General features: G+C 39.9%; 28 protein-coding genes. 25 read left to right on the forward strand and 3 right to left on the reverse strand.

Going from position 1 to position 24,731, the window contains the following annotated elements; all coding sequences use genetic code 11:
- Positions 1-76: 76 nt before the first annotated feature.
- Together chrA and AC6CH7_RS01630 are read right to left on the reverse strand one after the other, a co-directional pair.
- Positions 77-1,204: a chromate efflux transporter gene (chrA, locus tag AC6CH7_RS01625; RefSeq protein WP_498261014.1), complete on the reverse strand. Its 1,128-nt coding sequence runs from the start codon at positions 1,202-1,204 to the stop codon at positions 77-79.
- Complete coding sequence (locus tag AC6CH7_RS01630; RefSeq protein WP_498261015.1) at positions 1,180-1,617, reverse strand: DoxX family protein; 438 nt, start codon at positions 1,615-1,617, stop codon at positions 1,180-1,182. The genes chrA and AC6CH7_RS01630 overlap by 25 nt, the downstream gene beginning before the upstream one ends.
- A 106-nt stretch (positions 1,618-1,723) precedes the next feature.
- Between AC6CH7_RS01630 and AC6CH7_RS01635 the strand changes: the two genes are divergently transcribed.
- The 6 genes from AC6CH7_RS01635 to AC6CH7_RS01660 all read left to right on the forward strand — a co-directional run bounded on the left by AC6CH7_RS01635 (position 1,724) and on the right by AC6CH7_RS01660 (position 6,500).
- Positions 1,724-2,548: an AraC family transcriptional regulator gene (locus AC6CH7_RS01635; RefSeq protein ID WP_498261016.1), complete on the forward strand. Its 825-nt coding sequence runs from the start codon at positions 1,724-1,726 to the stop codon at positions 2,546-2,548.
- A gap of 75 nt (positions 2,549-2,623) precedes the next feature.
- Positions 2,624-3,073, forward strand: a complete 450-nt coding sequence (locus AC6CH7_RS01640) for a DUF6223 family protein (protein ID WP_498261017.1) — start codon at positions 2,624-2,626, stop codon at positions 3,071-3,073.
- 196 nt (positions 3,074-3,269) lie between these two features.
- Positions 3,270-4,349, forward strand: a complete 1,080-nt coding sequence (locus AC6CH7_RS01645) for a universal stress protein (protein WP_498261018.1) — start codon at positions 3,270-3,272, stop codon at positions 4,347-4,349.
- Positions 4,350-4,378: 29 nt separating this feature from the next.
- Positions 4,379-4,777: a DoxX family protein gene (locus tag AC6CH7_RS01650; RefSeq protein WP_498261019.1), complete on the forward strand. Its 399-nt coding sequence runs from the start codon at positions 4,379-4,381 to the stop codon at positions 4,775-4,777.
- A 24-nt stretch (positions 4,778-4,801) separates the two neighbouring features.
- Positions 4,802-5,896 carry a transaldolase gene (gene tal / locus AC6CH7_RS01655; protein ID WP_498261020.1) on the forward strand — a complete coding sequence of 365 codons (1,095 nt, stop codon included), beginning with the start codon at positions 4,802-4,804 and terminating at the stop codon, positions 5,894-5,896.
- A gap of 16 nt (positions 5,897-5,912) precedes the next feature.
- Entirely contained in the window at positions 5,913-6,500 is a 588-nt protein-coding gene (locus tag AC6CH7_RS01660; RefSeq protein ID WP_498261021.1) for a DUF4142 domain-containing protein, read from the forward strand.
- A 150-nt stretch (positions 6,501-6,650) separates the two neighbouring features.
- Here AC6CH7_RS01660 and AC6CH7_RS01665 read toward each other — a convergent pair whose 3' ends face one another.
- Positions 6,651-7,727 carry a tellurite resistance/C4-dicarboxylate transporter family protein gene (locus AC6CH7_RS01665; RefSeq protein WP_498261022.1) on the reverse strand — a complete coding sequence of 359 codons (1,077 nt, stop codon included), beginning with the start codon at positions 7,725-7,727 and terminating at the stop codon, positions 6,651-6,653.
- Positions 7,728-7,974: 247 nt separating this feature from the next.
- On the opposite strand from AC6CH7_RS01665, the gene AC6CH7_RS01670 reads away from it, so the two are divergent.
- From AC6CH7_RS01670 to AC6CH7_RS01760, 19 genes are all read left to right on the forward strand, one after another.
- Positions 7,975-9,042 carry an MFS transporter gene (locus tag AC6CH7_RS01670; protein ID WP_498261023.1) on the forward strand — a complete coding sequence of 356 codons (1,068 nt, stop codon included), beginning with the start codon at positions 7,975-7,977 and terminating at the stop codon, positions 9,040-9,042.
- 21 nt (positions 9,043-9,063) lie between these two features.
- Positions 9,064-11,280 (forward strand): molybdopterin oxidoreductase family protein, encoded by a 2,217-nt coding sequence (locus AC6CH7_RS01675; protein ID WP_498261024.1) that lies wholly within the window; start codon positions 9,064-9,066, stop codon positions 11,278-11,280.
- Positions 11,281-11,306: 26 nt separating this feature from the next.
- On the forward strand, positions 11,307-11,876 hold the full coding sequence (locus tag AC6CH7_RS01680) for a 4Fe-4S dicluster domain-containing protein (RefSeq protein ID WP_498261025.1): 570 nt from the start codon (positions 11,307-11,309) through the stop codon (positions 11,874-11,876).
- Positions 11,877-11,884: 8 nt separating this feature from the next.
- Positions 11,885-12,421 carry a Rieske (2Fe-2S) protein gene (locus tag AC6CH7_RS01685; RefSeq protein ID WP_498261026.1) on the forward strand — a complete coding sequence of 179 codons (537 nt, stop codon included), beginning with the start codon at positions 11,885-11,887 and terminating at the stop codon, positions 12,419-12,421.
- A 34-nt stretch (positions 12,422-12,455) separates the two neighbouring features.
- Complete coding sequence (locus AC6CH7_RS01690; RefSeq protein ID WP_498261027.1) at positions 12,456-12,704, forward strand: DUF6755 family protein; 249 nt, start codon at positions 12,456-12,458, stop codon at positions 12,702-12,704.
- A gap of 413 nt (positions 12,705-13,117) precedes the next feature.
- Positions 13,118-13,312 (forward strand): hypothetical protein, encoded by a 195-nt coding sequence (locus AC6CH7_RS01695; RefSeq protein ID WP_498261028.1) that lies wholly within the window; start codon positions 13,118-13,120, stop codon positions 13,310-13,312.
- Positions 13,313-13,522: 210 nt separating this feature from the next.
- Positions 13,523-14,656 carry an ATP-binding protein gene (locus AC6CH7_RS01700; RefSeq protein ID WP_498261029.1) on the forward strand — a complete coding sequence of 378 codons (1,134 nt, stop codon included), beginning with the start codon at positions 13,523-13,525 and terminating at the stop codon, positions 14,654-14,656.
- Between the two features lie 313 nt (positions 14,657-14,969).
- Positions 14,970-15,428, forward strand: coding sequence for an RrF2 family transcriptional regulator (locus tag AC6CH7_RS01705; protein ID WP_498261030.1), 459 nt, complete (start codon positions 14,970-14,972; stop codon positions 15,426-15,428).
- A gap of 54 nt (positions 15,429-15,482) precedes the next feature.
- Entirely contained in the window at positions 15,483-16,694 is a 1,212-nt protein-coding gene (gene hmpA, locus AC6CH7_RS01710; protein WP_498261031.1) for an NO-inducible flavohemoprotein, read from the forward strand.
- Positions 16,695-16,767: 73 nt separating this feature from the next.
- Entirely contained in the window at positions 16,768-18,897 is a 2,130-nt protein-coding gene (locus AC6CH7_RS01715) for a cbb3-type cytochrome c oxidase subunit I (RefSeq protein WP_498261032.1), read from the forward strand.
- Position 18,898: 1 nt separating this feature from the next.
- The gene (locus AC6CH7_RS01720; protein WP_498261033.1) at positions 18,899-19,918 is read left to right on the forward strand and encodes a cytochrome c; all 1,020 of its coding nucleotides are present in this window, start codon (positions 18,899-18,901) and stop codon (positions 19,916-19,918) included.
- Between the two features lie 61 nt (positions 19,919-19,979).
- A complete protein-coding gene (locus AC6CH7_RS01725) occupies positions 19,980-20,240 on the forward strand; it encodes a hypothetical protein (protein WP_498261034.1) in 261 nt (86 codons plus the stop codon).
- A 1-nt stretch (position 20,241) separates the two neighbouring features.
- Positions 20,242-20,655 carry a cytochrome C gene (locus AC6CH7_RS01730; protein WP_498261035.1) on the forward strand — a complete coding sequence of 138 codons (414 nt, stop codon included), beginning with the start codon at positions 20,242-20,244 and terminating at the stop codon, positions 20,653-20,655.
- On the forward strand, positions 20,652-21,038 hold the full coding sequence (locus AC6CH7_RS01735) for a group III truncated hemoglobin (RefSeq protein ID WP_498261036.1): 387 nt from the start codon (positions 20,652-20,654) through the stop codon (positions 21,036-21,038). The genes AC6CH7_RS01730 and AC6CH7_RS01735 overlap by 4 nt, the downstream gene beginning before the upstream one ends.
- Positions 21,039-21,047: 9 nt before the next feature.
- Complete coding sequence (locus AC6CH7_RS01740; protein WP_498261037.1) at positions 21,048-21,446, forward strand: group III truncated hemoglobin; 399 nt, start codon at positions 21,048-21,050, stop codon at positions 21,444-21,446.
- Entirely contained in the window at positions 21,418-21,759 is a 342-nt protein-coding gene (locus AC6CH7_RS01745) for a 2Fe-2S iron-sulfur cluster-binding protein (protein ID WP_498261038.1), read from the forward strand. Before AC6CH7_RS01740 ends, AC6CH7_RS01745 begins: the two co-directional genes overlap by 29 nt.
- A gap of 10 nt (positions 21,760-21,769) precedes the next feature.
- A complete protein-coding gene (locus tag AC6CH7_RS01750) occupies positions 21,770-22,339 on the forward strand; it encodes a uracil-DNA glycosylase family protein (protein ID WP_498261039.1) in 570 nt (189 codons plus the stop codon).
- Positions 22,340-22,386: 47 nt separating this feature from the next.
- The gene (locus tag AC6CH7_RS01755; protein ID WP_498261040.1) at positions 22,387-22,704 is read left to right on the forward strand and encodes a cupin domain-containing protein; all 318 of its coding nucleotides are present in this window, start codon (positions 22,387-22,389) and stop codon (positions 22,702-22,704) included.
- A gap of 652 nt (positions 22,705-23,356) precedes the next feature.
- On the forward strand, positions 23,357-24,730 hold the full coding sequence (locus AC6CH7_RS01760) for an amidohydrolase family protein (protein WP_498261041.1): 1,374 nt from the start codon (positions 23,357-23,359) through the stop codon (positions 24,728-24,730).
- Position 24,731 lies beyond the last annotated feature (1 nt).

A 24,731-nucleotide genomic window follows, 5' to 3' on the forward strand; every position in this document is an offset into this window, starting at 1 on the left:
ATTTTTTCAAAAGTATCACGTTATAACGAGACGGATTAGGCCATTGTATTTAGCATATATTTTTTGTTTCTCATGATTATATAAACCATAGCAAATAACCAAACGATGCTCCTCCTAATATGACAAAAGCACTGTTTAACCTTTTGAACTTTAAAGTAACTGCAAATCCTGCAAGTGCAATTAAAATTGTTTTCCAGTCTGTTACCGATGTTTGAGTCATTTCTATACAAATGGCTAAAATGATCGCAATGGAAACCACGTTTACCGTATCTAAAAAGGCGGACATGATATTTGAATTCCTTAATTTTGGGATCAATGGGTTAAGAAAAAATACAAATAAAAATGAGGAAAGGAATATGCCTATTGTTGCTGCAATTGCTCCGGGTAAACCCGCAATCTGCCAGCCAATGAAAGTTGCTGAAGAAAAAACAGGCCCGGGGGTAATCTGGCCTACTGCAATGGCATCGATCAGTGCTTGTTTACTTAATAATCCCGTCTTAACCAACTCTGCATCCAAAAAAGCAAACAATACATACCCGCTTCCATAAAGGATCGCACCAATTTTAAAGAAAATCCAAAAAAGTTTCCAGTCAAATTTATCAGATGGTAGAAGACCTAACTGTAATAAGGCCACAGGGGCAATGCTGTTGAATGATTGCCTGGAAGATTTTGCAAGATATATCAAAATACCGGTCAGCCCTCCGGCAAATAGGATATAGATTTCATTTAGTCCGTAGATTGCTAATCCTGCTGCAATAACCCCAATAATTCCCAGTTCGATACTTTTTAGCGCTTTTTTTCCTAGCGAAATCATGGTGGAAACGATTACTGCTATAATAGCTGGTTTAATACCATAGATAAACGGCGTTACCTGAGGCAGTTTGCCATATTCCTGATAAGCCCATGCAAATCCGGCTGTAATGATAACGGCCGGAAGAATAAAACATATGCCGGCAACTAACAGACCTTTCCAACCAGCTTTTTCATGACCGATGTGCATGGTCATTTCCGTTGAATTGGGACCGGGGATCAAATTGGTTGCGCTTATCAGATCAAGAAAGTACTCCGGACGGAACCATTTGCGTTTTCTTACAACTTCTTCTTCCATCATGGCAATGTGCACCGCTGGACCTCCAAAGCCAAGAAAACCTAATTTTAAAAAAAGTCTTGCCAGTTCTTTTAATGGCTGTTGTTTTGCTTCCATAGTGTTTCATCCAATGACCACCTTCCTCCACCTTTTACAATTAAAAAGATATTGCCTAAAAACATGGCCCAATCCGTTCGACTGTCATGTAGCATTGACCAGAACCCGTTATCCTCGTACAACTGCACTTTAGTTGTCGCCATGGCAACCAGCATAATCATAAGTAACGGAATGGCTGAAAGTCTGGTAAGAAAACCAACTAGAACCAATAGACCGCAGAGGGTTTCAAAGCTGCCAACAAAGGGACCTAACAATTCGGGATTGGGTAGGCCTATTTTCGCAAATCGGCCAGCTCCAAGCTGGTCAGCAAATAAAAATTTCTGAATGCCTTCAGACAGAAAAACAGCGCCTACCATTAAACGAATAATAATGGTAGTGCCTGCGTTGTCAGTTTTTATAATCTTATAAAGCATGGTTATCGGGTGTGTTTAAATGATGCAAATGTAAGGCCGTAATATTTAATTATTCTGGTATATTTGAATATATAGTGGTATTACGATTGTTATTCCATATACTTAAATGAATCACGCCATAAACGTTAAAGACAAGATAAGTTCTAGCCGGATCATCAAAATAGCACCGTTTAAAAAGGAAGTACGGGTCACCAAACCACACAAACACAATAATTATTTTGAAATTATATACCTGTCCAAAGGGGCGGGCCTTCATTCCATTGATTCACAGCGGTATAAAATTGTTCCGCCGATTATCTTTTTTGTAAGGATGGGGCAAATTCACTATTGGGAATTAGATGCCGAACCTGAAGGTTATGTGGTGATCATTAAAAGGAAGTTTGTTGAAACTAGTTTAGATAAAGAGATAAAAACACTTTTATACAAACTCAGTAAGACGGAAATGATGAATCTGGAAGATACGGAAACCATCACATGTTTATTTGAGTTATTGGCAAAGGAAAGTTTACCGGAAAATACTTTTTCAAATCCAGTTGTCGAAGGGCTTTTGAAGGCATTGCTGGCAAAACTTTTGGAGGAAGGTACTCCGTTTTTAGGCAATAGTGTTCCCGAAGCAGACCTTTACAATTCGTTTCGTGAACTGCTAAATCAGGAAGATAATCTAAAGAATAACGTTGCGCATTATGCCGCAAAACTAAACACCTCCCCACAAAACCTAAACACAATATGCAGACGTGCAGCAAATCTATCCGCCACTGATGTTTTATCTGAATTCATTATCAGTGAAGCAAAACGCTTATTGATCTATACTGACAATACCATTTCAGAGATCGCTTTCCAGCTGAATTTCAATGACTCTTCACACTTCGTTAAATATTTTAAACGTTTTACCAGTTATACTCCGGGAACTTTCAGGATAGAACAGGAATGATACCATAGTATTTTCAAACGTACCGCAGTCTGCTTATTTTTTTTATCATTTTTATAACGTCTAAACAAAATGAATATGAACAAATACAGTCAATGCATTTGGTACGTTTGCTTAATCATTGGATTTTTTCTTTTGGCGACAGAGAATAGTTTTTCGCAAGCAACCCAATCAGAAAACAAAGTGGAGGTCAAAGACAACACAACCACAACACTTAATAAAGATACAGGTTATGTAAAAGGCATCACTACCGCTCGAGCCATATCACTGGTAGAAGGACTGCTGGGTTTAATGAGCATAGTTATCGGTTGGCGTGCTAAAGCCCGTTTGGCAAAAAATGGTGCAAGAACGGCTTTGGTACTTGGTCTGCTTGCAGCTATTCTTAGCATCGTGCATCTGGCCACTACCGCTGGCGCTGTTTTCGGGTCGGGCAGTGGAAAAGCCGGGTCAATTTTGGCCTTGTTACTAGGTTTAGTCGGTATCATTCTTGGTGGCCTGACACTTCGCTCACGCAACACTAATCTTTAGAAAAACCAACACTACTATTATTCGTACAGTTTTCTATGAATAATTATTAATCAGGAGCGCATGCTTCTCTACAGAGATCATAAAATAATTAGGTTTCGATTTTTGTTTACTTTTTTTGAACCAATCCTATTCCGGATTGTTTTTAAGGTATCTGGTTAACCTCCTGAAACTTGTTCTGTAAAGAAAGGAGAAAATCATGGAAACATTTTCTGTAAAATTCCGGGCCGGAAACCTGGATCTGAGTGCGATGGTGACCGAATATGAACATCACCAGAAATTCAAAGTTGAAATGGTCACCAAAGAGCCTGATCCGGTGCTGTTAAACCGGTCAGCAGAAGGGGAATGGACGGTGACTCAACCTGGCCAGCGTAATTTTTCTGAGCAGGAATTTCAGGCGCTGGAGCGGGCCATAGAAGCCCAGCTGAATGAAATGTATTCGGTAAAAAGAATATTGGTGCTCACTGATTTTTCCGATGAGGCGGCGAATGCCGCCAGTTATGCTACTGCTTTAGCCCATCAGCTGGAGGTTGAAAAAATAACTCTTTATCATTCTTATGAATCTGTTGCTGTGCCGGCTACTGCTTTTGCACCCTATACAGGAGGTTTTACGGAATCTCCCGAACTGAGCTTGCAAAAAATCACTGCACTTAAGGATGAGCTGCAGGAATGGCTCCCCGAAAATACCGAAATGGATGTCCGCAGTGAGGAAAGGAATTTGGTCAGTGCAGTAATCACCCTGTCCGGACAGGAACATATTGGTCTTGTGGTGATGGGTATTTCTGGCAAGAGTGGCCTTGAAAGGGTACTAATTGGCAGCAATACGATCAGTGTGGCAAAGGATAGTCCGACGCCTTTACTCATTGTACCGCCCGTTGCTTCCTTTCAGCCTATAAAAACGGTTGTTTTTGCCTGCGACCTGAAGCGTGTATCGGAAACCACACCGGTGCTGGCCATTAAGCAGTTTATAAAAACTTTAGGTGCCCGGTTAGTCATTTTAAATGTGGACCGTAATGGTGCCCGTTTTGACCCTGATGCCATTAAGGAAATGAAACACCTTCACCAGCTTTGGGATGACCAGCAGCCGGAATATCACTACACGGATCATGAAGATATGGCCAAAGGGATTATGGAATTTGCCGGTCAGCAGGGCGCCGAGTTAGTGATTACGGTTCCTAAACAATATGGATTTTTTGAAAGTATTTTTCATCGCAGCGTGACCAAAAAGCTGGCCTACCATACCCATCTGCCTTTACTGCTTTTTAAAGAAGACCTGTAAAATTTTACCAGCTCAAAAAAGAAATCGTTATGAAAGCAATTGTATTACTGGGGCGAATTTTATTCTCCCTGATTTTCTTAGTTTCTTCTGTAGGTCATTTTTCAGCGCAAACCATACAATATGCAGCAGCACAGGGTTTGCCACTAGCAAACATGCTGGTTCCTGTTTCGGGTATCGTAGCTGCTATTGGGGCGCTGAGTATTGTTTTAGGCTATAAAGCACAGGTAGGTGCCTGTCTGATCATTATTTTTCTGCTGCCTGTTACCTTGATCATGCACCAGTTCTGGGCGGCAGGCGATCCTGCCATGCAGCAAATGCAGCTGGCGATGTTCATGAAAAACATTTCTATGCTTGGGGCTGCCTTGCTGATCAGTTATTTTGGTTCGGGACCGTTGAGCATAGATCAAAAGTATACAACTAATGTGTAAAATTAATAGGATGGAGATTGAACTATGGAAACTAATAAAGTAAAACAATTACATGAATTCGGCCAGAGCATCTGGCTGGATTTTTTGGACCGCAGACTGATTAATTCCGGTCAGTTAAAAGAACTTATTGAACAGGACGGCTTGCGCGGAATGACTTCAAATCCTGCCATTTTTGAAAAGGCGATCAGCAGCAGTATGACTTATGATGAGCAGATCATGGATCTGGCGGCTACCCAGGGAAATAATGAGGCCATTTTTTATGAACTGGCCATTACCGATATCCAAAATGCGGCCGATCAGTTTCAAACTGTTTTTGCCCGGGAACCAGACGGATATGTCAGCCTGGAAGTTTCTCCGTACCTGGCACATGATACCAGCGGTACGGTCAAACAGGCTGTGGCGCTTTGGAGGAAGCTGGACCGGGAAAATGTGATGATCAAGATTCCTGCAACCGCTGAAGGAATACCTGCTATCCGAAAGGCGATTAGCGAGGGGTTAAATATTAATATTACGCTGCTATTTGGCTTGGAAAGATATGAACAGGTGGTTGATGCTTATTTATCGGGATTGGAAGACCGGGTAGCGGCAGGCCAGCCCATTGATAAAATTGCTTCTGTGGCCAGTTTTTTCCTGAGCCGGATTGATGTGCTGCTGGACCCGCAACTGGAAGCCAAAGGACATGCTGAAATGAAGGGAGAGGTAGCCATTGCCTGTGCCAAACAGGCCTACCAGATCTACAAGCGTATTTTTAGCAGTGACCGGTTTTTAAAGCTTCAGGCAGTTGGGGGCAGGCCACAGCGTGTTTTATGGGCCAGTACAGGAACCAAGGATCCGTCTTTTTCCGATATCAAATATGTAGAGGCATTGATCGGTCCGGAGACGATCAATACCCTTCCAATGGATACCCTGGAAGCCTACCGTGATCATGGTCAGCCCGCTAGCCGGCTGGAACAGGATATGGACAGGACTATCCTGATCATGGAGCAGCTGCCTGGGATGGGAATTGACCTGAATGCGGTTAGTGCCCAGCTGGAAAATGAAGGCATAGAGAAATTCAATCGTCCTTATGATCAGTTGTTAGCGGCTATTGAAGGGAAAAAGAAACATTGCTTTACCTAAAATAGGAGTAGAGGTTATGAAGAAATGGATTTTGTCATTATTCCTATTGGCTGGCATCGTTGTTTTTTACAGTTGCCAGTCTGACGACAGAAACGGTGAGATTGGTGACAGTATAATAGTTGATCATACTGTCGTGGATACTACGAAAATATCAGGTAGGGAGAAGCTGGAGAATGGGATTCAGGCCGCCATGTTTATTGAAACAGCAGCAGTGGATAATCTGCTGGAAGTTACCCTGGGGAAACTGGCTTTTGAAAAGGCAAATAACCAGGGTGTTCGGGCATATGGTAAACTCATGGAACAAGACCATAAACGAATCCATGATGTATTAACAGTTTTGTCTTCTGCTAAAGGACTAAAGCTCCCTGTTTCCCTCCCGCCAAAAAAAATGGAGCAGGTCTGGCAGATGGAAAAAATGGAAACGGATTATTTTGAAAAGTTATATCTAAAAATGATGATCGAGGACCACAATAAGGATATTGAGCTTTTCAAAGGTGCCGGGGATAGTCCCGATACCGCGATCAGTAACTTTGCCCGTCAATTTTTACCTGTTTTGGAAAGTCACCGGGAAAAGGCGTTAAAAGTTCGTGAAGGGATTAAGTGATGCGTTTGCGGCTTCTAATCTGAGCTGTTCCATAACCTTGTATGGTGTAATTAAGTTATACCTGAACTTGGTTAACAATTTCGGAACGGATTGATTCTGTATTTAATAATTTCAGCTCTGAATCCGGCATGGGGCACTTAAACGAAATAGCTAAATATTCTTTCCTGGAAACAACAATTGGATGACCTGCCATAACATCCCGATAAAAACAATCACCCAGGCAGTTATTGAAAAATAGATAAAAACATTTGCTATAGGAAGAATGAAAGGAAGTTCAAGTGCTTTGGAAAAATTAAAAGTAGCAACGGTGTACATGCCCGCCGGGAAGACAAGCGACCAGTATTGCGGATCATATTTAACAGGTACCTTTTGTATGACATGCCGCCAGATGGGAAGTAAAAATAGGATTGGAATCCACCAGGTTGCAAATGCCCAGAAAAAGACAGTAAGGCCCGGCAGAAAATACTGAATACCGCTGATCCATTCATACTGATGTGAGTACATAAGCAGACGTGAACCGGCAAGCGTGGTAATGGCCACAGCTCCCATATTTATCCAGTAGGGAGGTGTAAGTAATTCAGCCTTCATGCTGATGAACAGCCACCGGTAGATAATTAATGATATGAATACCATATAATGCATTGCGCCGATTAAAAAGGCACAAAATGATACAAAAATAACAATTTCTTTGTGAACCATTCCGGCAGCAATTATCGCCCCAAGTACCGCAACTGATTCGGTAGCCACAACAATAAGTAGCCAGGCGCCGCTTATGCTTGTTTCTATTCCCTGTTTGGGTTCCTTAGCGGTAAGGACCACAAAAAAAGTATAGGTGATCAGCGCCCAAAGTACCAGACCAATCCCCCATAAGAAGATGGCGAGGTCCTTGTGTGTGGTCATCAAGGCAAATTGATTTCCTAAAACATTATTTGCTGCAACAATCGTTAGAAAAGTAACCCCCCGGGATGAACTGGTCATGTCTTTCCAAACATCTGCCGGATATTTTATTACCCGGAGTAGCAGTATAATCCAAAGGACAATATAAAAAAATATGTTAATCGCCAGCAGGATATTCGCAAGCAATTTAAGGTCATATAAAAACGCGCCGATAGAAACGATACCTGTTGCCATCACCAGGGCAAAATATCCCGGGAAAAAGGTCTGGAGCGCGTGACCGGTAATGGGTTCGCCTGGCTTAGGTGGCAGCATTATAGGATGAGCTTCCATATTTCCGCAGTAATTTTATGATAACATGTTATTAAAAATAGATATAAAATTAATACAAGAAGCTATTTTTTTTATATATTTAAATAAATTAATTAATTGCACAGCAATTAGTTAATCGATAAAGATCCAGGAAAATCCATATCAACATAGCCTGATATGGTGAACGAGGTTAAGCTGGTACGGTAAGCTGCTTGTTCATTTATAGCATACGATATATATCATACTTTTTAATTAATACAATTAGTAGATGGATATTTCTCTGAATAAAAAAGCTTTGTTTATAGCTACGGTAGTTTCATTGCTGTTGACTGCGTTGGTTTTTTATGGCTCCCGTAAACTTCAGAATTTTGATCCCGCACTGATTATTTATTTGTTTGGAACAGTTTTCGCATTTTTCGGGGTGGTTTACCGCTACACGGTATGGCTACAGCGGCCACCTACCTGGATGTATTTTAAGCGTACCTGGCAGTTTTTTTTTACAGGCAAGGTATTTTTGCATTTTATTTTATTCATAAAAGAATTTATACAAAACATCGGTTTTCAAAAATTCATTTATCCCCGTGGACGAAGCAGGTGGATAGGACATTTTTTGATGGCGACAGGTTGTACAATGGCTTTTGGGATTACCTTTCCTTTAACCTTTGGCTGGATACACTTTACCATGAACGGGGCAACCAGTGTAAATCCGGCCGATATCCATATGTATGAGGCCCATTTCTTCGGCTTTAAGATGTTTGAATTTCCGCTCGGCTCTTTTACCGCTTTTCTGATATTTAAAGCACTTAACTGGTGTTCCTGGTTGGTTATTGCCGGGGTTTTGATATTTATGCGCCGCCGCCTTACCCATGCGGGTTTAGTTGCTACACAAACCTTTGAGGGTGATTTGCTACCGTTAATCCTGCTTTTGGCGATCTCAGTTACCGGTTTGGGCCTTGGCTATGGCTATGAATATTTAAAAGGTTTTGCCTATGATTTTATGGCGGTAACCCATGCAATCACGGTTATCATGTTTCTGATCTGGATTCCATTTGGTAAGTTTTTTCACATCATACAGAGGCCTGCACAGATTGGTGCCCATATTTACAGAAGGGAAGGCATAAAAAGAGGGATGGCAGTGTGCCCTCATACACATCAGGAATTTGCTACCCAATTACATATAGATGATTTAAAAATTGTAACCAAAGAGTTAGGCTTTGATTTTACCCTAGAAGATGGTTCATCGCACCTTGATCTTAGTCCCGAAGGGAAAAGATCCAGGCTGGCTATGGCCCATCTTAAAGCAAGGCAGCAAAATGAAGGTAACCTTTTTGGCTAATTAAGGATAATTCGATACACTATGGCTCATTTACCTGTTTCGCCTGAAAAACTAATCGCTCAATTTGGGCCGCACCTGAATTACCCTCCTCAGGAAGGATTTATTGGCCGTGATGAGCCGGATAAAGTGGTGAAAACGCATTGCTGTTTCTGCGGAATGCAATGTGGCATAAAGCTATTGGTGAAGAATGAAAAAGTTGTAGGTTTTGATCCATGGATGGAATTTCCTTTTAATGAAGGCCGACTATGCCCCAAAGGAGTACAAAGGTATATGCAGAATAACCATCCTGACAGGCTTTTGCAGCCATTGCAACGCAAGGAGGGAGTGGGTTTTAATCCGGTTTCCTGGGATGAGGCGATGGATAAAACTGTGAATGAAATAAAACGGATACAAGAGAAATACGGGAAGGATGCTTTTTCTGTATTGTCAGGTGTTTCGCTTACCAATGAAAAAAGTTACCTGATGGGTAAGTTTGCCCGGGTTGCTTTAAAAACCGCAAATTTAGATTATAACGGGCGCCTTTGCATGGTGAGTGCAGGTGCCGGGAATAAAAAGGCCTTCGGTCTTGATCGCGCTTCAAATACCTATGCTGATCTGGAAAGGGCAGAAGTGATCATCGTAGCGGGTGCCAACATCAGTGAAACTTTTCCGACCTTAACACATTGGGTGTGGCGGGCAAGAGATTACGGGGCGAAACTGATTGTAGTTGACCCTCGGGTAATTCCGCTTGCGCGAACTGCTGATTTGCACTTACCGGTCAAACCGGGAACCGACTCCGCTTTATATGGCGCTATACTGAAATACCTGGCGGACCACGATATGCTGGACCATGATTTTATTGATAACCATACTACGGATTTTGATAAGGCATTGGCAGCAGTTCAGGATTATACCCTGGAATGGGCTGAAGAAATTACAGGCATCGAAAAGGCTAAAATTGAATTGGCGGCCCAGTGGTGGGGCAAGGCAAAAACCAGTTTTTTGCTGCACGCCCGCGGTATAGAGCACCATTCCAAGGGGGTAGATAATGTGCTGGGCTGTATTAATATTGTACTCGCAACTGGGCGTATTGGTAAACCGTATTGTGGTTATGGTACCATTACGGGTCAGGGTAACGGACAGGGGGGGCGCGAGCATGGCCATAAGTGTGACCAATTACCAGGAAACCGGGACATTACCAATCCAGAGCATCGTAAATATATCGCCGGGGTTTGGGGTATTGATGAAAAGGAGATGCCAGGTAAAGGTTATACCGCCTATGAATTGATTGACGCAATTCATAGGGGCGAAGTAAAAGGACTATTGTCTATTTGTTTTAACCCATTGGTTTCCTTACCTAACAACAATTATGTACGTGAGGCGCTAGAGAAGCTGGAGTTTTATGTATGCATTGATTTCTTTATGAATGAAACCGCCCGGCATGCTGATGTTATTTTGGCCGGATCGTTACAGGAAGAGGAAGAGGGAACGGTTACTACTGCAGAAGGAAGGGTGGTACGAATACGCAAAGCAGTAAACCCGCCCGGCAATGCCCGCAGTGATACCGCTATTATATTGGAACTTGCCAAAAGGCTTGGTGCAGAAGATAAATTTACCTACCAAAACAGCGAGGAGATATTTAATGAATTGAGAATTGCTTCCAAAGGTGGTACTGCAGATTATTATGGCATTACTTATCAAAAGATTGAGGATACCATGGGTGTTTTCTGGCCTTGTCCTACCTTGGATCATCCCGGTACACCGCGTTTATGGGAAGATAGGAAATTTGCCACTGCTGATGGCAAAGCGCACTTTAATCCTGTGGCTTACCGCGAACCAGGTGAGGTTACAGATGAAGAGTATCCGGTAATCTTAACAACTGGTAGGGTGGTATCGCAATACTTAAGTGGAACTCAAACGCGTAGAATCGGCAAGTTGGTTGATCTGTATCCTGAACCCAAACTGGAAATACATCCGGCGTTGGCCGAGAAATATGGAATCAGACAAAATGAATTGGTACAGGTATCTACCCGCAGGGGAACCGATGAATTCCCGGCTAACATTGTAGAAACCATTCGCAGGGATACGGTTTTTTTACCTTATCACTGGCCAGGTAAGAAATCAGCCAATCAGTTTACGCCGGCAACACTTGATCCGATATCAAAAATTCCTGAGTTTAAAGTTTGTGCCTGTAAGCTGAAGGCATCAGGCGTAATATCATCGCCATCAGCCGACTCGGGTGCATATGCAAGTATTTAATGAAATGATCACTTAAAATAATAACTATGCCCATAACCAATTACAGAACCGACCAGGAGTTTTTTGTAGACATGCAAAGATGCATCGGATGCAAAGCCTGTGAAATGGCTTGTGCAGAATGCGAAACAAACGGACAGGAGTCCATGATTCATGTCAATTATGTAGACCGTGCAGTTACTGTACAAACTACCGTTCAGGTTTGTATGCATTGTGATGATCCGGTTTGCGCCAATGTCTGTCCGGCAGACGCGATCACAAAAGATGAATTTGGTGTCGTGCATACGGCCAATACCGCACGTTGTATCGGTTGCTCAAACTGTGTCATGGCATGTCCTTTCGGTGTGCCGAAAAAAAATGAAGCCTATGACTTGATGATGAAGTGCAATATGTGCTATGACAGGACCAGCGCAGGTAAAAAGCCAATGTGTGCAACAGTTTGCCCAACGCAGGCTTTATTTTATGGTACACGCGAAGAAATCGCAAGAATGAGACCTAACAGCACACCGGTTAACAATTTTATCTTCGGAAAAGAGCATGTGAGTACCAAAGTAAATATTATGATGCCTAAAGGAAGTACAGAACTTATTATAGATTGACATCAGTTATGGCGAGAGGTAAAAAGGACAACCACTGGAAAGAAGATTTTCCGGTGTATCAGCTTGAATCTACTCAGGTAAGCAGACGTGATTTTGCAAAATTTTTGTGCTTGGTATCGGGTGGATTGGCCGTTGGAAGTGGATACGTTGCGGTGAAAGCTAATTTTTTTCCCCCGAAAAAAGTTGGTGGTGATCATTTTGTTTGTAAGAAAAGCGAACTTCCGATCGGGGGAACCCGTTCGTTTGTGATTAAGGGCAGTACCATTCCGTATATCCTTATTCATATGGAGAACGATCAGTTTAGGGCTTATGAACAAAAATGTACACATTTATCATGTGCTGTTTTTTATAAGCCCGGTAGCGGAAAAATTGAATGTCCCTGTCATAATGGTTTATTTGATGCTTTTACAGGTGAGGTGCTGGCAGGGCCGCCACCCCGGCCGTTACCCCGTTTAGATGTCGTAATTAAGGGAGAAGAAGTATATGTTAAAGATTTTAAGGTGAATGACGACAATTTGGGAAAAGGTCATTCTTCCGGATCCTGAGACCGTTCAGCTTAAAATAATTAAAGTTTAGGTTATGAGTAATTTTCGTGAAGCCCAAAATCAGGCACATCCGAACAAAACCAGTACACTGATGCTGGCACTTATCGTGATATTGATTTTAAATGTGAGCATTCAGATCTGGTTATTGTATACTGCGCTGAATAATGCATTGGAAAAAAACGCAGATATTGCATTTCCATCTTTTATCGCCTCATTAGCTCTTTTTCTGATTGGCTTTGGGTGGTTATACTTTCTGCCATCCGGGCCACGAAAGAGCGTATAAAGAATAAGCAGTCCTCTGGTCGCAGGCAAGACGTTACCGATGTTAAAAGATTACAGAAATTAACGGAATCAAAAAAATTAATTAGGAATGATTATTATAAGTTAGATTAATTGTCCCATTTTCTTTAAGTTGTAAGAACTTTTTTAGCTAAAATTTTCTGTAGCCGAGCCTGAGAGTGTCAAATTCAGTTATTCATAATTTTATTTCTCTCGTTTTTTTTAAGCCACTTTTCCAGTACCCTGGATGTGTTGTTTTGTGCAGTATTTGAATATTGTTTTGTCCTGTTGCAGCCTGTCATCAGGTCGGTTCCAATTTAACTGCCCGAAATCAAAACACCTTTAAGTGAATAAGATGCGCGTGTTTTATGTTTAGAAAGATATATTTACATTTATAGGAACTGATCATCCAATAAAATGAAGAATAGGATACATATTTTCAATTCACTTGAAGCCGCGAAAGAAAAGGAGATACAGGATATTATTAAAGAATCACCTGTTGACCGTTTGAGGCAGACTGTCGAACTTATTTTACGTGTGTATCATGTAAGTAGAGAAGACCTAAAAAACAGAACTGCTACACGCAAAATTAGAATAATTACAACTGGATGAATCTGTTTATAGAAAAACACCAGGACTTATTAAAGGAGCTTTTATTAAACAAAGTTGATTTTATTGTAATAGGTGGTTGATGATAGAGAAAAGCAGCCTAGGAATTACTTTGGCGGGTTTATTATTTTCACTTAATTTTTTTGTAAATTGCGTCAGTGCAGTGACTTAATTTATGTAAATTAGGTCAGCATGATGACTTAATTTACATAAATGAATATTCCAAGATTAATACAGCAGCAAATGGTTGCAAAACTAGGCACTCAAAAAGTGCTGATGTTGTATGGTACCCGTCGTACTGGAAAAACCACTATCATTGGAAATATTGTGAGCAAATATCCCAATGATACGCTTTTACTTCAGGGAGAGGATATGCAGATTTCGGAAATCTTGCAGCGTCGGACAATCGCAAATTATACTCAACTGATAGGTGGTAAGAAAATAGTAATTATAGATGAAGCGCAAACGATACCAGAAATTGGTAAGATATTGAAGTTGATGATTGACGGGATCAAAGGCATTACCGTCATTGCAACCGGTAGTAGTAGCTTTGATCTGGTATATGCTACAGGGGAACCGTTAGTTGGAAGAAACATCATTTATCAATTGTTTCCAATCGCCCAGGCAGAATTGTCAACTGCTGAAGACTATATAACTACTGCAAGAAACTTAGAGCAAAGATTAATTTATGGCAGTTATCCGGAGTTGTGGCATTTAGATAGTTTACAAGAAAAAGAGAATTATTTGAAACAAATGGTCAGCAGTTATCTGCTTAAGGATTTATTGACCATAGAAAATGTGAAAGGTGCAGATGTGCTGTACAAATTATTACAAATGCTTGCCTGGCAAGTTGGAAGGCAGGTAAGTACAGTAGAGATTGGAAATAGTTTACAGTTGAATAAAATTACCGTAGAACGATATCTTGATCTATTGAGTAAAGTATTTATTATTTATCCCTTAACAGGGTATAGTAGCAACTTGCGCAAAGAAGTAACTAAAAGTAAGAAATGGTATTTTTTTGATAATGGATTAAGAAATGCACTGATCAACAATTTTAGTCCTTTAAGCCAACGTAATGACATTGGACAATTGTGGGAGCAATATATGCTGGGTGAAAGGATCAAAAATAATACCTATAACGGCCATTATCCTCAATATTTTTTCTGGAGGACCTATGATGGGCAGGAAATAGACCTGATAGAATCTCATAATGGGAAACTACATGCATTTGAATGCAAGTGGAAAAACAACAATGCTAAGAAACCAATTGCTTTTGGAAAAGCTTATCCTGACGCTTCATTTACCATATTAGATCAGGAGAATTACTTGGATTGGGTTACGAAGTAAATTACCCAGCCACACTTTGTGATGGATTGGGCTTCAGACATCAATAATGTACAGTACAACTATACCTATCGCGCACGTGCAGGCGATGAGTAGGTGTCGGCCGCTTTTTTATGAAAATACTGCCTTGTCATAGTTTAGCACAAATGGGCAACAAGGCATGGATTCGCGATCTATTTTATTACCTATTTCAGTTTGGTGCATATCGGAGTTTATGGGGGATGATCCAGCTACCTTTATGCTATTGTCTATAAAGATGTCTTGATGAGATTAATATTTAAATAAAAGATGAAAAAGTCTTTTATTTTTGATGGATATGTGTAGCTTTGTGGTGGTTATGGGAGTCTTTTCAAAAACATGTGAATATGCAATACGCTCGGTTTTTTTTATCGCGCACCGTACAGCCTCTGGCAATAGGGTAGGGATAAAAGAAATTGCTAATGGCATTGATTCTCCTGAACATTTTCTGGCCAAAATTTTACAAGACTTAAGTAGAAGAGGAATAGTTCAGTCTGCCAAAGGACCAAATGGTGGGTTTTACCTGGATGAACGTAGTCTTAAACGCCCCTTGTCAGAGGTGGTAGAAGCAGTAGATGGCAGAAGCATTTTTACCGGATGTGGTTTAGGCCTTGCTAATTGTTCCGAAACAAATCCATGTCCTTTGCACAATGAATTTAAAGCCATTCGTAACCAATTGAAAGATTTGTTGGAGCAGACAACTATTGCTGATTTTAGTGAAAGTCTCAATTTGGGCATTACCAAATTGAGGAAATAATAGCGAAAAAAAATTTACAATAATAAAAGATAAAAAGGTATTAATATATTTATTATGAACATCGAACAAAAACAATTGATTAGCGCTACGGTACCAGTACTGAGAGAGAATGGAGTATTACTAACTACACACTTCTACAACAGAATGTTTACACACAACCCTGAACTTAAAAATATGTTCAATATGGGGAATCAGGATAGCGGAAAACAACAAACGGCTTTAGCCATGGCTGTGTTGGCTTATGCAGAGAACATTGCAAATCCTGGTGTATTAATGCCTGTTGTAGATAGGATTGGACATAAACATGTGAGTTTAGACATCAGACCAGAGCATTATCAAATTGTTGGGCGTCACTTAATTGCGTCAATACAAGAGGTTTTGGGAGATGCTGCAACTGCTGATATCTTAGATGCCTGGACAGTAGCATATCAACAACTGGCAACATTGATGTCGGGACATGAGACAAAACTATACGAACAAAAAGCAGCACAAAAGGACGGTTGGACGGGTTGGAGGCCATTTTTTGTTGGAAAGAAAACAATTGAATCAGCCGAAATAACCTCTTTTTACCTTTATCCTGCAGATGGTGGAAAGGTAATGCCTCATGTACCTGGTCAATACATTAGTATCCGTGTATTTTTGCCGGAATTGAGCTTGTATCAATCGCGTCAATACAGTGTTTCAAGTACGCCAACTCATGATTATTACCGCATCTCGGTAAAAATAGAAAAAGGACTCCAACTGGATACCGATGGGAAGATCAGTAACTATCTCCATAATTTTATTCAGGAGGGGAATAAAGTTGACCTTACTGCTCCGGCCGGTAACTTTACTTTAACCGAGGATTTAAATGCTCCGGTAGTATTGATTAGTGGGGGAGTAGGGCTAACACCTATGATGAGTATGCTGCAGAATTTGGTTGAAAAAGACTATAACCATTCTATTACCTGGTTGCATGGCTGCAGAAGCCGTAAGGTCCATGCTTTTAAAGCAGAGTTAGACGAAATTACAGAAGTAAATGAGAATGTAAGTCAGCATATTTTTTATGATCTTCTAACGGCAGCGGATAAACAGGAAGGTGTATTGGAAGGGTTTTTGGATATCAATAAAATAGCTTCCCTGCCTCAGTTTCCAGGAACAAGATATTACGTATGCGGGCCTTCTGCATTTATTCAAAAGCAATTCAATGACCTTGTTGCCAAAGGAATTGAAAAGGAGTCGATTCTATTCGAAGAATTCGGACCAGCCTTGCTTCAATTGAATTAATTTATTGGTTAAAAAGTACGGATCACTATTAATGATTCTCCTTTTTGGACAAAATGATAAAAAATAATACATTATGATTAAGGCGTACCTCTTGATAAACGTTAGCTTGGTGTTGGCATCCACACCAGTAAGTTTTATTTCAGTATTGCTGTGTGTCTCCTTTTTTGTTCTATTGATCACTTTGGCGGCTGCAGTTTTCATATTTAACAGGATTAAAGCAACAAGAGAAATCTATAAAAAGAGAAACTCAGCGGGGAAAGCGTCTTTGCTACAACAACATTTATATACATTTAACAGTAGTCAGATTGAAGCTTTTAGGGAATATTTGCGAAAAAAAAAGAAAGGTTCCACTGGAATTGCCAGTTCGGGACTATTAAGCCTCGCTGCACTATTTTTTTTAGTGTTTTGCGGTAATCCTGGATTTTCTCAACCTGTAAAAGCTACTGGTTCCTTTTGGTCCGAAGGCGGGGTGATTATTACAGTAGTTTTAATATTAATACCTATACTGGCCGGAATATGGCTGATGATGGTCAAGGTGAATAATATATTCCGCCAGTATCAGGATAGACAGCGCTTACAGGAAGCCGACGAATTGGCTAGATGGATTGATCAGGCAGATTCCTTGGACTTGCAAGAGATACTGACTAAACGCAAAAAGGCGCTCGATTACACTTTAAAGCACAATGAATTATCAGGAGAAATAGCTGCTGAAGATGATAAAGGGCTGCTGCATCAAATACAAAGTGATCCGGGATTGCCTGTTGTATCGCTGAAGAAAAGAGCCTTAAAAAGGCCTCGAGTTGATCCTCAGTTGTCAAAACTCATCTTATGGTATTTGGGCGCCGCTACATTCTGGCTTTTGTTTGGAACTACCGTTGGAGAATATCTGGGGATAAAGTTTGTTGCTCCGGATGCAGATCAGTTAAGTTGGCTAAGTTTCGGCCGCTTGCGTCCGGTACACACCAACGCAGTATTCTGGGGCTGGGCATCTTTGGGTATGATTGGACTTGGTCTGTATGTGGTTCCCAGAGTTGGTAATGCACCACTGGCGAGTATCAAATTAGGCTGGTATAGCTTTTGGCTCATTAATGCAGCCGTAATTACAGGCAGTTTATGTCTAATGGCTGGAATCAATAATGGCGGTGGGGAATACAGAGAGTATACCTGGCCGGTAATGCTTCTTTTTGGCATTGGTGTCATTCTGACTTTAATTAACTTTATGCAAACCATTGCCGGAAGAAAGACTAAAGAAATTTATATTTCCAACTGGTACATCATTGCCTCGGTAATATTTGTTATCGTCATTGCTTTTGTAGCTTATGTCCCATGGTGGCAAGATGGATTAGGAGAGACCATTATACAAGGCTATTATATGCATCAGGGTGTTGGGATGTGGTTTATGCTTTTTACCCTGGGTATCGTTTATTATTTCTTGCCTCAGCAATTAAACAAGCCCATTTATTCTTACAGCCTCGGTATTCTTGCATTTTGGACACAGATCTTGTTTTACACTGTGATTGGAACCCATCACTTTGTATTTAGTTCTATCCCATGGTCATTGCAAACCGTTGCCATTTTAGGAAGTATGGGTATGGTAATCCCGGTAGCAGCCGGTACAACCAATTTTATCATGACCTTTAAGGGAGCCTGGCATAAGGTACCTTCAAGCTATACGCTGCCTTTCTTTATCGTGGGCATCATCTTTTACTTTACCGGCTCCTTACAGGGCACCGCCGAGGCTTTCCGTTCTACCAACCTAATCTGGCATTTTACAGATTTTACGGTTGCACATTCTCACTTAACCATGTATGGAATTATTTGTTTCTTTCTTTGGGCAGGTATCTATGCGCTTGTTCCAAGGTTAACAGGGAAAGAAGCGCCTCAAATTACTGTTGGTGCACATTTTTGGCTGGCTATAATCGGTTTGATGTTTTATACCATTCCGTTGATGTATGGAAGTACATTGAAAGGATTGATGTGGATGGATGGTAAGCCATTTATTGACAGTGTGGTGTTTATGGCTCCGTATTGGTTATGGCGTGCAATTGGTGGAAGTCTGATGTGGCTGTCACATTTGTTCTTCGGCTACAATTTCTACAAAATGTTAAAAGGAAGTAACCAAACTATTGATGTTGCAAAAGCGGCTATAAATAAGTTGACCCAACCCGATGATTTAATAGAAAAAAGTTTTAAGAATAATTGATATGGATTTTTTTAACAATCATAAACAACTTTTTACTGGCGCATTTTTGTTATTCGCACTGCTTACGTTATTTGTATGCATCATCCCGGCCTTAAATAACGAGCAGAATAATGCACCTTTACCCAATGCGATTCCTTTGGACGAACAGGCCATATTGGGTAAGGCGGTATTTATTGCCAATGGCTGTGTGGCTTGCCACACTCAGCAGGTGCGAAATGTGGACATGGATAAGGTTTGGGGGTCACGTCCAAGTATTGCTGCGGATTACGCAGATAATCATAGAACAGATTTCTGGCGTAATACGGCTACCCTGATGGGAACTGAGCGAACAGGCCCGGACTTAACCAATATCGGGCAACGACAGCCCAGCGCCGACTGGCACCTGGTTCACCTATACAACCCCCGTATCGTCGTAAAGGAATCCATTATGCCTGCCTATCCTTTTTTATTTGAGGTTAAAAACAAGGTGGAAAAGGGCGATGTAGCCATAAACGTTCCTGAAGAATTTAGAAACGGAAGTAAGGATAAAGTCATTGCCAGTGCCAAAGCATTGCAGCTGGTCGCCTATTTAAAGGCATTAAAACAAACAAAATTACCCGATGGTACGCCTGAGCCTGATTTTCTATATAAGAAAGTTGGAGAACTTGGCTCTGGTTCAACAGAGAAAGAGACCTCTAAAGAACTTAATGGAGCCATGTTATACACGAATAATTGTCAAAGTTGTCACCAGGCTAATGGAGAAGGACTAAAAGGTGCTTTTCCAGCGTTGAAAGGGAGTAAAATTGTACTTGACGAGAATGCAGAGCTGATGGTGAACATCATTATGAATGGTTACAGTGCACGGGAAAGTGAAGGCTTTGGTGCAATGCCGGCAGTTGGAACCAATAACAGATTGAAGCCTGAGGAGATTGCTGCAATTATGAACCATGAAAAAACGAGTTGGGGGAATTCAGCTAAAAAAGTGACAACGGAACAGGTGAAAAAATTAATGGATGTAGTGAAAGTTAAAGCTGCCAAATAATGAAATATTATGAAACTGTAAGTGAAGCAATGGCTTCCGAAGTATATGAAATATTGATGTCATGAAAAAAATATTTTTAACCAGCATTGTTTTATTTTTTTCGGTAACAGTTATGGCTTGTCCTGCCTGTGAGCAGCAGCAACCTAAATTATTGAAGGGAATAACCCATGGGGCAGGCCCGGATAGTAACTGGGATTATGTGATTGTCAGCATTACGGCAATCATCGTTTTGTTTTGTTTTTTTTTCTCCGTTAAATGGTTGTTAAGACCTGGAGAAAAATCTGCATCACATATCAAGTTTTCAATCTTAAATCTGGACTGATATGGAAGAGAAAAGTAAAGTGTTCATATTTATCGATGAGGGACTTAAGCCGATAGCGGAGTTAATTTCTCCAGTCAACTTTGAACTGGATACCTCAAAATTGGTCGACGGCAAACATGTCCTTAGAATTGTAAGTAAGGATCCTACAGGCAAGGAAGGAATCAGGTTAATTCCTTTTGAAGTGAGGAACGGACCAGCTATTGCGATAGAAGGAATCCAGGAAAATGCGGTTGTTGATGGCATTGTACCCATCATGATCAATGCCTATGGAAAAGGCAATCAAAAAAACTTTTTAATTGTTGGAAGTGAAACACCACAAAGTATTCCATTCTGGATATTTATTTTATTAATTCTTTTTGTTGGATGGGCCATTTATTACCTGGTTACTTCCTCATCTGTAAAATTATATATATGAAAACCGACATTAACAATTTTGAAGATATCGTATGGTTTGTGGATTCATTTTACCATAAGGTGCAGTCAGATGATTTGATAGGGCCTATATTTGACGCTGTTATTGACGACTGGGGGCTACATTTGGAAAAGATGTATAAATTTTGGAATGCGGCACTGTTTGGTATTCCAGGTTTTAAGGGTAATCCATTTGCCAGACATGCGCCATTATCGCTTTGTAAAGAGCATTTCGACCGTTGGTTACTGCTATTCAATAAAACTATTGACGAAAAGTATGCAGGAACAATGGCTACTTTATCTAAAAGGAAAGCTGAAATGATGGCTGAGATGTTTTTGAACAGGATACAGGATATGAAAGGTGGAGCAGATAAGGTAATTGTATAATTAGAGATGATGAAAGAACAACGAAAAGATATAGAGAACGAAACTGATGTGGAATTGCTCGTAAATAGTTTTTATACCAAGGTAAGAAATGATGCCCTTTTAGATGCTGTTTTTGCACCGGTTATTAAGGGTAATTGGGATGTCCACCTGAAACTTATGGTGGATTTTTGGTCGACATTATTGTTGTATTCCAGAAAGTATAATGCTGACCCATTACCTAAACATTTACCACTTAGACTCTCTAAAGCTCATTTTGACCAATGGATTCACTTATTCAATGAAACAGTTGATGAGTTGTTTGTAGGTGGAATTGCTGAAAATGCAAAAAAGCGAGCCTTAAGTATTGCAAGAATTATGAAAGCAGTTAAAGGAATTTCAGATGTTGAGGTCGATAACCAGGATTCGTAAAGTAAGAAATATTAGTTTAACTGTAATTTGGGATGGAATAAGTTATGAGATAGAAACCTTTCCTAATGAATACCGTAGTTTAATGATGCTGATCTTTGATCGGATAAGCCCTGAAGAATTTGGGGTATGTCTGGGGATGGGAAAATGCGGTACTTGTCTGGTCGAAGTTATTCAAGGTCATACTTTAACTGATTTCGATAGAAATGAAAATACGACACTTAGTAAACACGGAATCAATAACCTTAACATACGTTTGGCCTGTCAGTTATTGATTGATGAACAGTGTAATGGGATGATTGTTAAAATAGTATAAAAAATACATCATGGACAATCTTTTAACAGACATCAGAAATTGTAAAGTATGTGAGCGTTATCTTGAATCAGGGGCTAATCCAATTGTTTCGGCAAGTTCGAAAAGTAAAATTGTGATCATTGGGCAAGCGCCGGGACGGATTGTCCATCAGACAGGTATTCCCTGGAATGATAAAAGTGGAGATAATTTAAGAAGCTGGTTAGGTGTGGATAAGGCAACCTTTTATAATGAGGATATTTTTGCATTAGTGCCCATGGGCTTTTGCTTCCCTGGAAAGGGGAAATCCGGTGATCTCCCACCTAGAAAAGAATGTGCCCCTTTATGGCATGAGAAATTGTTAGATGATATGCAGGAAAAAAGGCTGATTCTACTGATTGGTCAATATGCACAGCACTATTATTTAAAAGAAAGGCGTAAAAATACACTGACGGAGACGGTTAAGAATTATGAAACGTATTTGCCGCAATATTTACCCTTACCACACCCATCGCCAAGAAATAATATCTGGCGAGCAAAAAACAAATGGTTTCAACAAGAAGTACTGACGATTTTAAAGAGCCAGATTAATGCGATCTTTTAGAAATTGAATAACAATTTTTAAAGGAAAATGTATAAACATCAAGTATCATGATTATAAAAGAAGTTTTAGCACAGTTAGCGGAGTCGCAAACAGAACCAGTAATTAAAGTATTAGAAAAAGGAGGCCAGTTTAAAGTGGTTGTACTTGGTTTTAAAAAGGAAATGGTATTAAAAGATCATAAAACCCCTTTAAGGGCTAAATTAGTAGTTGTTGAAGGGAAAGTAAACTATATCGAAGCAGGACGTTTAGTTGTACTTGATAAGTTTGATGAGTTGGAAATACCAAAGATGGTTTTTCACCGTGTAGAAGCACTAACTGATAGCATTTGTCTGTTAATTCAGTCTCAGGATGACGTTAAATCGTAACTCTCATCTATTGACTGCACTCTCAGCATCTGATCTTCCAATGAAAGCACAAAATTTAAGCCATGTTATTTATTGTTAATGTGGTAGATAAGGCAGGATCAAAATGCGAATTCTAGTTTTTTTGAAACATATTGAGCTTCTCTATGTTCTAATCCTATGTAGGGTTTTAGCGTCAAATTTTCTTTTCCTGCACTAATGAAGTAGACAGGAAGTAAGTCACACATCACTGATCTGAAATCCTCAGTTCCATAAGCGACATAAACAGGGATTTTTACTTTTAAGAAGTCATTCAGGAGTGGTTTGGCAAAACAGGTCCAAGTGTCGAGAGATACTCAGGAAGGTGCAAAAGTGGCAAGGGATGGGGTCGATCCCTGACAAAAAATTAGAATTGGCTTGATTGTGTCTATTTTATCATTTACCAGAATGAAGTCAATAGTGTCTTTATTTCCATTAAGTTGAAAATGTCTAGAATTTAATCCCTAAACCTTTCCCAGATCCTGTGAAGAAATTGTTGTCGGAAATAATAAGCAAAGAAATAATATTAATTTGTTCATAGTGGGCCTTATCAATAAATATATCTAATTTGGACGATACGTCATTCCAGTTGATCTATTGGAAAAATTAGAGCTACTATAATGTTTATATTATATTTATGAAGATAATAACATCATTAATATTTTTAATGCTTTTGGCCACTTCTATGTTTGCACAGCAAAAGAAGGTTGATTTGATTATTACTAACGCAAAAGTTTTAAATGTAAGAAATGGAGAGATATCATCGAAACGAACAATCGTTATCCATAATGGAAAGATTATCGCAATAATTGTTTCCGCACAAGAATATTCAGCAGATGAGACAATAGATGCAAAAGGCAAATTAGTTACCCCTGGTTTTATAGATACTCACATTCATCCAACAGATGTTTTGGGAGATTATGATAAAGCACCTGAAATTCTAGCAGAAGATTCTTTGAGTTGTTTCCGCAAACGGATATCCGATCAGTACCTTCCTTATGGAACGACTACTACCTTGACAATGGGACAACCTGAAGCCTGGATATCCCCATTTCTGGAGTGGCAGAATAAACCTGAGTCAAATTATTCAGATATGTATGTGTCAGCAGGTGCGCTAATATCAAAAGAAAAGAGGGTGCCTTATATTGCTCATACCACTGTGGAGACTCCAGAAGTCGCAAAGCAAAAAATAATTAAATATCACAATGAAGGAATTAGATACTTGAAATTGTATTATCGGCTCAAAAATCCTGAATTCGAAGTTGCTCTTAAAACGGCAGACAGTTTAGGAATAAGAACATATGGCCACATTGGTGACTTCAGTCCAGAATACCTAAACATAGATCAAACACTAAAAATGGGATTGACTAATTATGAGCATCTCGCAATCATTCCAAATAGCTTAATTACATCCACCAGGGATAAAGAAATTTTAGAAAAGGAATTTGATCGACAGTTTGGTAAATTAAATTCCGAGGCCAGAGTATTGGAATATTTTCTTGAGCAATTTCGTTTTATTAATGAGCATAAGAAAGCCGAGATGGAAGCTCTCATTGTTAATCTTGCCAAAAGGAAAGTAACCATTTCAACAACAATACATAGACTGTATGAACAATTCCAACCCACCTTTTTTACAAAAGTGAAGGACAGTTCGTTAACTGATTATCAGAATAAACGTTGTCTGGAAAACTTTGCAATTCTAATGGAATATGCAAAGATAATGAGTGAGAAAGGCATAGTGATTCGTCTTGGATCAGATATGCCTGATGGAGGAAAGGTGAATGTTTCAGAATTGATATTGCTTTGCAAATATGGTTTTTCAGTGGCCCAAGCTTTTAAAATTGCCACAATCAATGGCGCAAAGGCTATCGGTTTGGAAAATGAGATAGGAGTTTTAGAATCAGGTAAGCAGGCAAACCTGTTGATTTGGGATAAAAGTCCTTTTAATAATTATTTGAATTTTAACTCTAAAATTACGGTTGTTAAAGGAGGGAGAATATATAAGAATTAGG

The organism is Pedobacter sp. GQ55, from assembly GCF_059758925.1.